Annotated in this window: 14 protein-coding genes and 1 pseudogene; 4 read left to right on the top strand and 11 right to left on the bottom strand. The window is 68.1% G+C overall.

What is annotated here, in order from left to right:
• Nucleotides 1-172: 172 nt before the first annotated feature.
• The 5 genes from AC1DZ6_RS08540 to AC1DZ6_RS08520 all read right to left on the bottom strand — a co-directional run bounded on the left by AC1DZ6_RS08540 (nt 173) and on the right by AC1DZ6_RS08520 (nt 2,265).
• The gene (locus AC1DZ6_RS08540) at nt 173-487 is read right to left on the bottom strand and encodes a hypothetical protein (RefSeq protein ID WP_477096767.1); all 315 of its coding nucleotides are present in this window, start codon (nt 485-487) and stop codon (nt 173-175) included.
• Entirely contained in the window at nt 484-732 is a 249-nt protein-coding gene (locus AC1DZ6_RS08535) for a hypothetical protein (protein ID WP_477096766.1), read from the bottom strand. The genes AC1DZ6_RS08540 and AC1DZ6_RS08535 overlap by 4 nt, the downstream gene beginning before the upstream one ends.
• Nucleotides 733-759: 27 nt before the next feature.
• Nucleotides 760-1,086 (bottom strand): DUF6481 family protein, encoded by a 327-nt coding sequence (locus tag AC1DZ6_RS08530; RefSeq protein ID WP_477096765.1) that lies wholly within the window; start codon nt 1,084-1,086, stop codon nt 760-762.
• Nucleotides 1,087-1,091: 5 nt separating this feature from the next.
• On the bottom strand, nt 1,092-1,217 hold the full coding sequence (locus AC1DZ6_RS08525) for a hypothetical protein (RefSeq protein ID WP_477096764.1): 126 nt from the start codon (nt 1,215-1,217) through the stop codon (nt 1,092-1,094).
• Nucleotides 1,218-1,512: 295 nt separating this feature from the next.
• Nucleotides 1,513-2,265, bottom strand: a complete 753-nt coding sequence (locus AC1DZ6_RS08520) for an enoyl-CoA hydratase/isomerase family protein (protein ID WP_477096763.1) — start codon at nt 2,263-2,265, stop codon at nt 1,513-1,515.
• A gap of 295 nt (nt 2,266-2,560) precedes the next feature.
• Here AC1DZ6_RS08520 and ccrA point away from each other — a divergent pair, with 295 nt between their 5' ends.
• The gene (gene ccrA / locus AC1DZ6_RS08515; protein WP_477096762.1) at nt 2,561-3,841 is read left to right on the top strand and encodes a crotonyl-CoA carboxylase/reductase; all 1,281 of its coding nucleotides are present in this window, start codon (nt 2,561-2,563) and stop codon (nt 3,839-3,841) included.
• A gap of 39 nt (nt 3,842-3,880) precedes the next feature.
• Here ccrA and AC1DZ6_RS08510 read toward each other — a convergent pair whose 3' ends face one another.
• A complete protein-coding gene (locus AC1DZ6_RS08510) occupies nt 3,881-5,056 on the bottom strand; it encodes an MFS transporter (protein WP_477096761.1) in 1,176 nt (391 codons plus the stop codon).
• 213 nt (nt 5,057-5,269) lie between these two features.
• Nucleotides 5,270-6,235, bottom strand: coding sequence for an NAD-dependent epimerase/dehydratase family protein (locus AC1DZ6_RS08505; RefSeq protein ID WP_477096760.1), 966 nt, complete (start codon nt 6,233-6,235; stop codon nt 5,270-5,272).
• A gap of 81 nt (nt 6,236-6,316) precedes the next feature.
• Here AC1DZ6_RS08505 and AC1DZ6_RS08500 point away from each other — a divergent pair, with 81 nt between their 5' ends.
• From AC1DZ6_RS08500 to AC1DZ6_RS08490, 3 genes are all read left to right on the top strand, one after another.
• Nucleotides 6,317-6,877: a sugar O-acetyltransferase gene (locus AC1DZ6_RS08500; RefSeq protein ID WP_477096759.1), complete on the top strand. Its 561-nt coding sequence runs from the start codon at nt 6,317-6,319 to the stop codon at nt 6,875-6,877.
• An 82-nt stretch (nt 6,878-6,959) separates the two neighbouring features.
• A complete protein-coding gene (locus AC1DZ6_RS08495) occupies nt 6,960-8,435 on the top strand; it encodes a M20 family peptidase (protein WP_477096758.1) in 1,476 nt (491 codons plus the stop codon).
• Between the two features lie 208 nt (nt 8,436-8,643).
• Nucleotides 8,644-9,759 carry a Rieske 2Fe-2S domain-containing protein gene (locus AC1DZ6_RS08490; protein ID WP_477096768.1) on the top strand — a complete coding sequence of 372 codons (1,116 nt, stop codon included), beginning with the start codon at nt 8,644-8,646 and terminating at the stop codon, nt 9,757-9,759.
• 640 nt (nt 9,760-10,399) lie between these two features.
• Here the strand turns inward: AC1DZ6_RS08490 and AC1DZ6_RS08485 are convergent.
• The 4 genes and pseudogenes from AC1DZ6_RS08485 to AC1DZ6_RS08470 form a co-directional block, all read right to left on the bottom strand.
• Nucleotides 10,400-11,056 (bottom strand): GNAT family N-acetyltransferase, encoded by a 657-nt coding sequence (locus AC1DZ6_RS08485; protein WP_477096757.1) that lies wholly within the window; start codon nt 11,054-11,056, stop codon nt 10,400-10,402.
• A gap of 10 nt (nt 11,057-11,066) precedes the next feature.
• Nucleotides 11,067-11,294, bottom strand: coding sequence for a hypothetical protein (locus AC1DZ6_RS08480; protein ID WP_477096756.1), 228 nt, complete (start codon nt 11,292-11,294; stop codon nt 11,067-11,069).
• A 31-nt stretch (nt 11,295-11,325) separates the two neighbouring features.
• Nucleotides 11,326-11,628, bottom strand: a pseudogene (locus AC1DZ6_RS08475) (transporter associated domain-containing protein); the annotation flags it as partial.
• Nucleotides 11,532-11,918 (bottom strand): hypothetical protein, encoded by a 387-nt coding sequence (locus tag AC1DZ6_RS08470; protein ID WP_477096755.1) that lies wholly within the window; start codon nt 11,916-11,918, stop codon nt 11,532-11,534. The pseudogene AC1DZ6_RS08475 and the gene AC1DZ6_RS08470, both read right to left, overlap by 97 nt.
• Between the last annotated feature and the right edge of the window lie 96 nt (nt 11,919-12,014).

Below are 12,014 nucleotides of genomic sequence, written 5' to 3'. Positions count from 1 at the left end.
CCCTTGTGGCGGGAACCCCTCTSTCCGCCGCAWGGGCGGAGGGGTGGCGCGCCAGCGCGCCAAGGCGCTTCACCGTCRGCTGAACAAGGGGTTCCCGCCACAAGGGCGGGAATGACGGATTTAAAAGATGGCTCGGAGAAGGGGCATGCGTTCTAACGCCAACGCTCAGCCCCTACCCCGCCAGCCACGCGACGGCGCGGCGGACCAAGGCCAGCAGGCCCGCGCCGAAGGCCATCACCAGCACCCCGGCCGGGACCAGCATCAGCAGGTTTCCCCAGTGCAGCCAGCCGGCGGTGCGGGCGGCGATGAGGGCCAGGGTCAGCATCAGCAGCGCGGCGCCCGCCGCGGCCCATAGGCCCGGTCGCGCGCCGCCGGCCCGGCGCGGGGCGGCCTGCCAGCGGATCAGCCCGCCGATCCGGCGTTCGGACCCGATCCGCCGGGGACCATCGCTTCGGGCGCGCCGCCGCCGTCCGGCCGAGAGGCTCATTGACGGTGCAGGTCGATGATGCGGCAGCGGACGCTCCAGCCCTCGTCGCCGCGATCGGTGAAGTCGGTGACCACCAGCTCATAGACCTGGCCGTCCTGGCTGAGCGTGCAGACATCGCCCACCCGCATCGGCTGGGCGTGGCGCGAGCGGATGTGGGCCTCGCGAAGGGTGACCAGGTTGTCGCACAGCAGTTCGTAGTCCTGCGACCCGAACGGCGAGACGGGGATCGGCGCGCGGCTTGCCATCAGAACTGGGCCATCAGGAACGGGCCATCAGCGGCGCGACTTGCGGGCGGCGTACTTGGCGTCGCGCTTGTCCTTGGCCTCGGCCTCGGTCGGGAGCCGCTTGCGCGCGGTCTTCGGACCGACCGCGGCCAGGGCGTCGGCGGCGGCGGTCGCGGCGACGCTCCGCTTGACCGTCCGGACCGCCTGGCGTTCGGCCCGCACGGCCTTCAGCTCGGCGGCTTCCTCGACGCCGCGCTCGGCGAACAGCGGATCGGCCACCGCCGCCTTGGGCTTGAACTTGGCGAGCAGCGCCTGCTTGGCCTCGGCGGCCGTCTTCAGCCGATCGGCCAGCTTGGCGCCCTTGGTCTCGTTCATCGCGATCAGGCCTTGGTGCCGCGCAGGGCGTCGGGATCGATCGGCCGAGGCCGCGACGGCTGACCGCCGGTCGAGCGCGGATCGTTCAGGCCCTTGGGGCCCGAGGGTCGGGTTCCAGCGTAGGTCTTCATGGGGCAACCCCTTTCCGGGGTGCGTCGAGACGTTCCGCGGAGCGGACCTGGACTCGCCGACGGCGCGTCCTAGCGCCTTGGATCGACCGTATCACGTCCGGGATCGACCGGCGGAAATACGTTTTCCTCAATGTCCGTCATCCTCGGACTTGTTCCGAGGACCCCCGCATCAACCGCGAAGAAGGTCGATCCGAGACACGGTGAGGTCGCGCCCAACGTTTAGCGACAGCGCGGCGGACCTAGGGTCCTCGGAACAAGTCCGAGGATGACGGGCGTGGGAGTAGCGGTTTGGCGCTCACGCCCGCCGAAACAGCGTCGTCCGCTTGGCCATGAACGCCGCCACCGCCTCGCGGTGGTCGGCGCTGGCCACCAGGGCCGGCAGCTCCTCCTCGACATAGGAGCGGCCGTCGACCACCCGCTTGGTGGCCTCCACGGCCAGGGGCGCGCGCGAAGCGATCCATTCGGCCAGGTGGAAGGCCTCGGGCAACAGACGTTCGGGCGTGTGGACCGCCGTGACGATCCCGTCGGCCAGGGCCCGCTCCGGCCCGAACTGGGCGCCGGTCAGCAGGTGGGCCTTGGCCCGCGCCACGCCGATCAGCCGGGGCAGGCGCACCACCGAGGCCATCAGCCCGATATTGACGCCCGAGGCGGCGAACACCGCCCGGTCRCTGGCCAGGCGAATGTCGCAGGCCAGGGCCAGCTCCAGCCCGCCGCCGAAGCACCAGCCGTCGATCGCCGCGATCAGGGGCACCCGCAGAGCCTCGATCCAGTCCATCAACAGGTTGAAGTTCTCGACCGCCGCCAAGGCGTCGCCGTCCTTGCCGGCGGCCTGGCGGGCGGACGCTTCGCGCAGGTCGTCGCCGGCGCAGAACACCCCGCCCCGCCCGGTCAGCACCACGGCGCGGGTCTCGTCGTCGCCCGCGATCTCGTCGAGGATCTTCGCCAGCTGGGCCCGCATCGCCAGGCCCAGGGCGTTGGCCGGCGGGGCGTCCAGCTCCAGCAGCAGGATCGAGCCGGTGGGCCGGCTGACATGGATCATGGCGCTCATCGGGGGACCGTGGCGGATGACGACGGGAATGGAAAGCTGAGCCGTTCGCCTTCGCCGGGAAGAGCGGGGTCAAGAGCCCAGGTTGTTTCATGCGCAACCATGCTGCGTTGCAACAACTTTCCTCTTGCCAGAGTTAAACACTTGTCACAGCTTAGGCGGCCTTCGAGGCGGATTTTTCGCCGCGAAGCCTAAAACGATGGATCGACGCTAGGTTTCGACCGCGCGGAACGGTCCACGGAGCGCAGGAAGCCATTCGAGCGTTTGTGTTGCAGCGCCGAAAAGACCGGGGAGTGAGATGAGCACCGCCACGCTAGACAAGGCCGCGACCGAGCTGAAGGACCTGTACGAGATCGGCGAGATCCCGCCGGCCTTCCACGTCCCGAAAACCATGTACGCCTGGGCCATCCGCAAGGAGCGCCACGGCAAGCCGACCGACGCCATGCAGGTCGAGGTCGTGCCGACCTGGGAGATCGGCGAGGACGAGGTGCTGGTGCTCGTGATGGCCGCCGGCGTCAATTACAACGGCGTCTGGGCCGCGCTCGGCGAGCCGATCAGCCCGCTGGACGGTCACAAGCAGCCCTTCCACGTGGCCGGCTCCGACGCCTCGGGCATCGTCTGGAAGGTGGGCGCCAAGGTCAAACGCTGGAAGCTGGGCGACGAGGTGGTCATCCACTGCAACCAGGATGACGGCGACGACGAGGAGTGCAACGGCGGCGACCCGATGTTCTCCTCCAGCCAGCGCATCTGGGGCTATGAGACGCCGGACGGCAGCTTCGCCCAGTTCTGCCGCGTGCAGTCGCGCCAGCTGATGCCGCGCCCCAAGCACCTGACCTGGGAAGAGGCCGCCTGCTACACCCTGACCCTGGCCACCGCCTACCGCATGCTGTTCGGCCACAAGCCGCATGAGCTGAAACCCGGCCAGAACGTGCTGGTCTGGGGCGCCTCGGGCGGCCTGGGCGTCTTCGCCGTGCAACTGGCCGCCGTGGCCGGGGCCCACGCCATCGGCGTGGTCAGCGACGACGACAAGATCGACTTCGTCAAAAGCATGGGCGCCAAGGCGGTGCTGAACCGCAAGGAGTTCGACTGCTGGGGCCAGCTGCCCAAGGTCAACGGCCCCGAGTTCAACGACTACATGAAGGAGAGCCGCAAGTTCGGCAAAGCCATCTGGCAGGTCACCGGCAACAAGGACGTCGACCTGGTGTTCGAGCACCCGGGCGAGTCGACCTTCCCGGTCTCGGTGTTCGTCGTGAAGCGCGGCGGCATGGTCGCCATCTGCGCGGGCACCAGCGGCTTCAACCTGACCATGGACGCCCGCTTCCTGTGGATGCGCCAGAAGCGCGTCCAGGGCAGCCACTTCGCCAACCTGATGCRGGCTTCGGCCGCCAACCAGCTGGTCATCGACCGCCGGGTGGACCCCTGCCTGTCGGAAGTCTTCCCCTGGAACGACATCCCCGCCGCCCACGAGAAGATGCTGGCCAACCAGCATCTGCCCGGGAACATGGCGGTGCTGGTCTGCGCCCAGCGGCCGGGGCTTAGGACGTTCGAAGAGGTGGTGGAGATCAGCGAGGGCGGGTGACCAAAGCGCCCTTCCCTCCTTGCGGGGGGAGGAAACGCTTCAGGTCGGCTTCGGGAACACCGTCAGCAGCCCCGCCACCGCGCCCGCCACGACCACCACCGGGACCAGCGCCCCGACCACCGCCGCGCCGCTGGCGCCGCCGCCGATCAGCTGGGCGGCGACCAGGGGACCGAGGATCGAGCCCACGCGGCCGGCGGCGACCGCCGCGCCCACGCCGGTGGCCCGCACGGCGGCTGGGTAGTAGGGCGGGGTCAGGCCGTACAGCGTGAACTGCCCGCCCATCAGCAGGAAGCCGGCGGCGAAGGCCAGCCCCGCGATCGCGCCTCCGCCGCTCGCCCCGGCCAGCAGCACCAGGGCCACGGCCAACCCCGAGAACCCGGCCAGCAGCGGCCAGCGCGCGCCCAACCGGTCGACGATCAGGCCGAACGCCAGTCCGCCCGTCGTCCCGCCCAGATTGAACAGGGCCGAGATCAGAAAGGCCGAGGCCGGCGGCAGGCCGCGCGCCACCAGCAGGGTCGGCAGCCAGTTGAGCAGCAGGTGCAGGGTCAGGGCGACCAGGGCGTAGCTGACCCAGAGGCAGGCCGTAGCCGGCCAGCGCCCGGCTCCAAACAGGGCGCGGCGGGCGTCGCCGGCCGCATGGGCCGTGCGGTCGGGTCGCCCGACCGGCAGCACCCAATACAGCAGCGGCGCGATGACCAGCGGGGCCAGGCCGCCGACCAGGAAGATGGTCCGCCAGTCCTCCAGGGCCATCGGCGTGCGGGCTACCAGGCCGGCGACCGCCCCGCCCAGCGGCATGCCGCCGGCGATCAGGGCCACCATGGTCGCCTTGCGGGCCGGGCTGGCCTGCTCGGAGGCCAGGGCGATCAGCATCGGCATGGCGCCGCCCAGGCCCAGGCCGGTCAGGAACCGCACGGCCAGCAGCGGCGCGAAGCCGCTCGCCAACGCCGTGACCAGCGAGAACATCCCGAACGCCGCCACCGAGGCGGTCAGGACCGGCCGCCGGCCGACCCGGTCGGCGATCACCCCGCCGAAACTGGCCCCGACCATCAGCCCGATCAGGCTGGCGCTGAACGCCCACCCGGCCTGGCCCGGCGTCAGGTGCAGGGCCGGCAGCATGCGCGGCGCCGCCACCCCCATCGACTGGATGTCGAACCCCTCGATCATCGCCGCCAACAGGCAGACGAGCCATATGGGCCAGGTCCTGGATGAAGTCATGAGCACCCCTCTTGGGAAAGAAGGTACGCGTAAAGATCACCCTCTCCCAGAGGGAGAGGGAGGGGCCCGCGACCGAAGGGCGTGGGAGGGTGAGGGGTTACACCGTCACCGGTTTCACTCGAACGCTCTGCCGGCACGCCGTCTGACGCAGAACCCCCTCACCCTCCCATTGCTGCGCAATGGGCCCCTCCCTCTCCCCATGGGAGAGGGTTTCTATCTGCCCATCTCGTCCGCCACAGTCCGGGCCAGCGCCTCGTCGAAGTCGGTGACCTCCACGAACCCCAGCCGCCGGCGGATCTTGGCGTTGTCGACGAACAGCGGATAGTCGAGGTCCAGCCCCGACACCGCCTTGGCCAGGGCGCCGCGCGCCAGGTCGGGATGGGCCAGCTGGACGTCGCCGGGCCAGTTCAGGTGCTCGGCGAAGGTGGCGGCCCAGGCCAGGTTGGTGGGGGTGTTGGACCGGCCGAGGTTATAGGTCTCGCCGCCGGCCCGGGGATGCGTGGACGCCAGGGCGATCCCCGCCGCCACATCGTCGACATAGCCGAACGTCGCCCGCCAGCTGGCCCACGGATGGGGGATCACGAAACGCGGCCGGCCCTGGGCCATCGGCCGGATCGCCCACGAGAACCGCCGCTGCCCGTCGCCGGGTCCGAACACCATCGGCAGGCGCAGGATCGTCGCCTCAAACCCCGTGGCCGCACGAGCCGCCTCTTCAAGAGGGATCTTGTCGTAGCCGTCCATCCAGGCCTGGGGATCACTCGCGGGCCGCGGCTTGGCCAGGCGGTAAGGGAAGCGGCTGGCGCGCAGCGGCGCGTCCTCGGTCAGCCGATCCCAGATCGGCGTCGGCCGGCCCTTGCGGTGCAGGCCCTCGTAGTTGCGATAGACATCGACCGAGCTGACCATCACATAGCGCGCGACCTGGCCGGACAGGGCGTCCAGCAACGGCAGGGTGTCGGCCGCCGTGTAGGCGATCAGGTCGATCACAGTGTCGGCGCCCAGGTCGCGGACGGCGGCCAGAACCGCCGCGGGGTCGCCGCGGTCCAGCACCACCGAGGCCGCCCCGGCCGGAACGGGGCGCGCGCCATGATGGCCCACCGCCGTCTCGACGCCGTCGGCCAGCAGCCGCGCGACCACCGGGCCGCCGATGAAACCCGTCCCTCCGAGCACCAGGACGCTCATGCCGCTCTCGCAAACTCCAGGTCGAATCGCCGGCTTCAGGCTATGCGGGAGGCGGGGTCGCAAGGCAATGGAAGGACAACCATGCCCAAGCACGACGGAGAGGTCAGGATCGCCCGGCGAACGGCCGAGTCCCGGACCATGGTCGCCGACGTCCAGCGGGCGATGCGCCTCACCCCCGTCCTCAACCGCCTGACCATGGACGACGCCGACGAGATCCGGCGGCTGTTTAGCGAACTGACCGGCCGAGCGCTCGACGACCAGTTCCGCCTGCTGCCGCCGTTCTACACGACGTGCGGCAAGAACATCGCCGTCGGCCGCAACGTGTTCATCAACCAGAACGCCACGTTCTACGACCTGGCGCCGATCACGATCGGCGACGACGTGCTGATCGGCCCCAATGTCAGCCTGATCACCGAGGGCCACCCCGTCGCGCCGTCCGAGCGGACCGCCTACGTCCTGGCCCGGCCCATCGTGATCGAGCGCAACGCCTGGATCGCGGCGGGCGCCACGATCATCGGCGGCGTCACCGTGGGCGAGAATTCCGTCGTCGCGGCGGGTTCGGTCGTCACCAAGGACGTGCCCGCCAACACGCTGGTCGGCGGTAACCCGGCCAGGGTGATCCGGTCCATCCAGGGGGAGTAGGCCGGCGCAGTCCCTTTTGGGATTGGCAGGGCCGCGAGCGCATCGCACAGTCTCGCCCAAACAAGCGTTCGGGGAGTGGACCATGGGCTGGAAGAGCAAGACGGCGTTGAGCGCCGTGGGCCTGGTGCTGGCGGTCGGGGCGGTGGTCGCGGTGCGGACGGCGACGTTCAAGGCCCCGGCGGCGGTCGACACCTCCAGCGTCCACCTGGCCTCGGCCCGGTCGTTCGACGCCAATCTGGCCGCCCAGCATCTGGGCGAGGCCGTACGTTTCCAGACCGTCAGCCACCAGGATCCCGCCGACGACCAGCCGGCCGAGTGGGACAAGCTGCACGCCTGGCTGCAGGCGACCTATCCCGACGCCCACCGGGTGATGGCCCGCGAGGTCGTGGACGGTCACGCCCTGGTCTACACCTGGAAGGGGACCGACCCGGCCCTGCCTCCGATCGTGCTGATGGCCCACCAAGACGTGGTGCCGGTGACGCCCGGCAGCGAGGGCTCGTGGACCCATCCGCCGTTCGACGGCGTGATCGCCGACGGGGCGGTCTGGGGCCGGGGCTCGATCGACGACAAGGGCAGCCTGGTCACTCTGTTCGAAGCGCTGGACGGCCTGGCCAAGGCCGGCTTCACGCCCAAGCGCACGGTGATCCTGGTCAGCGGCCACGACGAGGAAGTGCGCGGCGGCGGCGCGCGGGCGGCGGCGGCCCTGCTGAAGGAGCGCGGGGTCAAGGCTCAGTTCGTGCTCGACGAGGGCATGGTGGTGGTCGAGGACCATCCGGTGACCAAGGCGCCGGTGGCCCTGATCGCCACGGCGGAAAAGGGCTACGCGACCCTGATGGTGACGGCGCCCGCCGTGGGCGGTCACTCGTCGGCCCCGCCGCCCCAGACGGGCGTGGCGACCCTGGCCAAGGCCGTGCTGGCCATCAACGACAACGCCTTCCCGATGAGGTTCTCCGGCCCGGGCGCCGACATGCTGAAGAGCCTGGCCCCGCACAGCTCGACGACGATCAAGATGGCGGCGGCCAACACCTGGCTGTTCTCGCCGCTGCTGGTCAACCAGACGGCCAAGACCCCGGCAGGGGCGGCCATGCTGCACACCACCATCGCCCCGACCATGCTGAAGGGCTCGCCCAAGGAGAACGTCCTGCCGCAGGACGCCACGGCTTGGATCAACTACCGCATCGCGCCCGGCGACACCTCGGCCGACGTGATGGCCAAGGCCAAGAGCGCGGTCGGCGACCTGCCGGTCAAGCTGGCCTGGGTGAAGGCGCCGGACGAGCCCAGCAAGGTCTCGTCGACATCGTCCGAGGGCTGGAAGACCCTGGCCGCCCTGGCCGGCGACGAGAGCAAGGCGCCCGTCGCTCCCGCCCTGATGACCGCCGCCAGCGACAGCCGCTACATGAGCCCGATCGCCGACGACATCTACAAGTTCCAGCCGCTGCGGCTGTCGGTCGACGCGACCAAGATGATCCACGGCACCGACGAGCACATCTCGGTGGCCAATGTCGAACGCATGGTGCGGTTCTACCAGCGGCTGGTGGAGACGGCGGCGGCGAAGTAGGCGGGGCCACGAAACCCTCTCCCAGCGGGAGGGGGCTTCCCTGGGCGCCACAAACTCTTCACGCGGCGCAACCTGACGTCTGCTGGACGCAAGCCTCGCAATAGGGCCTATTGCGCCCCGGGGAACAGCCTGTCGTGAAATCCTGATCCGGGGACCGCCCAAGGGCGTGGACGGATTTTGCGTGAGCAGGCTGTACGGTCGGACGACTTTGTACATGGCTGACGACGCGCAAATGCTGGCCTCTCGGCTGGCTTCGAAGGCCGTTAAATTCGGCGAAGGCTTCGTCCTGGACGCCTGGTACGTGGCGGCCCTGTCGCCCGAGCTGAAGCCGGGCAAGATGGAAAGCCGCGAATATCTGGGCGAGCCGGTTCTGGTCGGCCGCACCAAGGCCGGGGCCGTCTACGCCCTGCGCGACGTCTGCCCGCACCGGGCCGCCAAGCTGTCGGCGGGCAAGGTCCGCGCCGAGCCGGGCGGCGGCGAGACGGTGGAGTGCCCCTATCACGGCTGGCGGTTCCGCACCGACGGGGCTTGCGCCAAGATCCCCTCCCTGACCGCCGACAGCCCGCTGGACGTCTCAAAGGTCCGTGTACGGAAATATCCTCTGGTCGAGGCCCAGGGCCTGGTGTGGATCTGGATGTCCGCCGACCCGCGCTTCGACGGCGAGCCGCCCTTCCCGCCCCCGGTGATCCCCGGCGTGGTCGGCGGCAAGCCCAAGCTGGTCGACCACCTGGACTACGACATCCATATCGACCACGCGGTGCTGGGCCTGATCGATCCGGCCCACGGGCCGTTCGTGCACCAGCAGTGGTGGTGGCGCACCACCGCCAGCCAGCACGAGAAGTGCAAGGCCTTCGCCCCGTCCGAGGCCGGCTTCACCATGACGCGACACGAGCCGTCCAAGAACTCCAAGGCCTACGCCATCCTCGGCGGCGAGCCCCTGACCGAGATCACCTTCCGCCTGCCCGGCCTGCGCTGGGAGCATGTGAAGGTCGGCGACAGGCAGGTGTTGGCCCTGTCGGCCATGACCCCGATCAACGCCGGCCAGACCCGGATGAACCAGATCATCTGGTCCGACCATCCGGCCTTCACCGCGCTCTATCCGGTGATCCGCCTGGCCGCCCGGGCCTTCCTGCGCCAGGACGGCAAGATCGTCGAGGCCCAGACCCGCGGCTTGCAGGACAACCCCGCCCTGATGTGGATGGGCGACGCCGACCAGCAGGGCCGCTGGTACCACCAGCTCAAGCGCGAATGGAACGCCAGCCGCCACGAGCGCCGGCCGTTCAGCAATCCGGTGGAAGAGACGACGCTGCGGTGGCGGACTTAGGGGTCGCTCTAGCGCGGCAATGTAAGAAGCCTACAAGCTAGCTCGCGCTCGCCCCAACTCGTGGCAAATGCATCAGATACAACCTTCCAGGCTCCGCCTGGTTGACCCGAGCTGTGATTTGCTCCCATGCACGAGCATTCGCAAGTTTCACCGGCAGCATTCCAACAAGCCGGCGCGCATTTTTCCTGCGCATGAAATGGCTGTATTATATAAACTTGACCGTATTTTTTCAGGCAACGCTTAACAAGATCGTTGAACCAAGCTTGTGGCAGCTCCCAGTGGCTTTTGGCGTCAATCCAATGTGGATTTCTTCGACCCGAAATCTGCAGCCAAGAACGGTTTGTGAAATGAAGTGGGAGTCGGGCCAGCAGCGGAAAGCCAGTGCCTCGACGATAGAGAACTGGGGCAATCTTCTGATTCCAAACGCCCTTCAGTCTTTCACGAGAACCCGCGTCCATAGCCCCACCCCGAGAGTGTAGTCAGCCAGAACAACACTTTTCAGGAGAATCGCCTCGATGGCTAGTGGGGTGCGCTTGCCCCCTCTGAAGATCGAAAGTCAGTAGGCTTAGATAACTCGCCTTGCGAAGGCAGTGCAGGAACAGCTTGTCGATCCGCAAGCCGTGCATGCTGACCATCATCTTCAACAGATCCCCTCGTCCGGGATCACCACCGTTTCCATCCGGCCCTCGAAGCGCCAACCCAGGACTTCGTACAGCGCCCGCCCCTCCGGCGTGGCGACCAGCACGCCCTGGTCCGCGTCCAGCGCCCGAGCTCGTTCTCCCAGGACGCCCATCACGATCCGCCCAAGGCCTCGCCGCTGGTGCGCCGGGTCGGTGACGATCTTGTCGAACACGGCGGAGCGCCCGGTCAGGGCGGCGCGGCCCGAAGCGGCCAGTCCGCCGTCCGCGTCATGGATGTCGACGACCAGTACCGCCCCCTCGGCGCGGAGGTCCAGGCCGTAGCCGGCGGCCGGCGCGACGGGCGGCGGGACGACGACGAGATCAATGGCCATCAGGTCGCCGGGCGGCTGGAGGCTCCACCGCGCATCGACGGCGGCCAGCAGCGCTTCGGGCTCGCAGAAGGCCTTCAGGAAAACCCCGGGCGTGGCGATCTTCGCCGCCCTCTCCGACAGCGCGGCCGCGTCCAGGGCCGGGAAGACCCAGCGCTCGGCGTGCCCGGGCTCGCCAACCACGATCTGGTGACCGCCCGCCACCGGGATCGGCGCGGCGACGCTCCGCGACAGCGCCCAGCCGTTCACCCACGCCTCGACCAGCGCCGCATCGGCCGATCCGTCCATACTCGACGTCCTATTTGCGATCAGACAGTTTGGTGATCGCCAAGAGACATAGCCCGCCCATGAAGAAGACCGCCGCAAGCTGAAGCCAAATCGAAAGATTGACCCCGGTTTCCTGCACCCATTCCTGCGCGCTCTGATGCCGGTTGCCGAAGGGCCATATGAACATGCCAACGCCGGTGCTCAGCAAGATAAACGCCGCCCAACCGCCGATCCTTCTCGTCAGGTTCCTCATCGCCACGCGGCGCCTTCATTCAGCAGTCTCACGCCGCCTACTCCGCCTCGCCCTTGCGGTTCAGGCACGGCTTCAGGATCACCTTGTCGATCCGCGAGCCGTCCATGTCGACCACCTCGACGTCGAAGCCGCCCAGCGCCACGATCTCGCCCTCGCGGGGGATGCGGCCCAGGCGGTCGAGGATCAGGCCGGCCACGGTGTGGTAGCCGCCCTCGGCCTCGAAGTTCTCGCCCAAGGCGTCGTTCAGCTCCTGGATGTCCAGCCGGGCGTCGACCAGCCAGCTGCCGTCCTCGCGGCGCAGGATGCGGGTCTCGGTCTCGTCGTGGTCCTCGGGGAAGTCGCGCCAACGTAGTCAGCGCCTGCAGCTTCAGCTTCTTTAGCTTTTTCGCCTTTAGCGAATACTAATACACGTTGAGTTTTACCTGTACCGTTTGGTAGTACTACTGCACCACGAATTTGTTGGTCAGCTTTCTTAGGGTCAACTCCTAAACGGAATGCTACTTCTACAGTTGCATCAAATTTAGTTGTGTTTGTTTTCTTTACTAATTCAATCGCTTCTTGTACTGAATAAGTTTGTGTACGATCTACAAGCTTAGCAGCTTCAACGTACTTTTTACCTTTTTTAGCCATTTTTGTTTCCTCCTTATGTGGTTTTAACGGAATAACCTCCCACTAATAAAGGTTGCGAGCATAGGRAAACTTCCATTTCTCGCAACCTTCTAACAC

This window comes from Caulobacter sp. P1_B12_2 (genome assembly GCF_056406675.1).
The sequence above is the reverse complement of the archived record's forward strand: the minus strand, read 5'-3'. Positions and strand labels throughout refer to the sequence as shown.

Bases quoted from the DNA above. Each gene is read 5' to 3' on its own strand.
- AC1DZ6_RS08540 (WP_477096767.1), bottom strand. From the start codon at position 487: ATGAGCCTCTCGGCCGGACGGCGGCGGCGCGCCCGAAGCGATGGTCCC.
- AC1DZ6_RS08535 (WP_477096766.1), bottom strand. From the start codon at position 732: ATGGCAAGCCGCGCGCCGATCCCCGTCTCGCCGTTCGGGTCGCAGGAC.
- AC1DZ6_RS08530 (WP_477096765.1), bottom strand. From the start codon at position 1,086: ATGAACGAGACCAAGGGCGCCAAGCTGGCCGATCGGCTGAAGACGGCC.
- AC1DZ6_RS08525 (WP_477096764.1), bottom strand. From the start codon at position 1,217: ATGAAGACCTACGCTGGAACCCGACCCTCGGGCCCCAAGGGCCTGAAC.
- AC1DZ6_RS08510 (WP_477096761.1), bottom strand. From the start codon at position 5,056: ATGACTTCATCCAGGACCTGGCCCATATGGCTCGTCTGCCTGTTGGCG.
- AC1DZ6_RS08505 (WP_477096760.1), bottom strand. From the start codon at position 6,235: ATGAGCGTCCTGGTGCTCGGAGGGACGGGTTTCATCGGCGGCCCGGTG.
- AC1DZ6_RS08500 (WP_477096759.1), top strand. From the start codon at position 6,317: ATGCCCAAGCACGACGGAGAGGTCAGGATCGCCCGGCGAACGGCCGAG.
- AC1DZ6_RS08495 (WP_477096758.1), top strand. From the start codon at position 6,960: ATGGGCTGGAAGAGCAAGACGGCGTTGAGCGCCGTGGGCCTGGTGCTG.
- AC1DZ6_RS08485 (WP_477096757.1), bottom strand. From the start codon at position 11,056: ATGGACGGATCGGCCGATGCGGCGCTGGTCGAGGCGTGGGTGAACGGC.
- AC1DZ6_RS08470 (WP_477096755.1), bottom strand. From the start codon at position 11,918: ATGGCTAAAAAAGGTAAAAAGTACGTTGAAGCTGCTAAGCTTGTAGAT.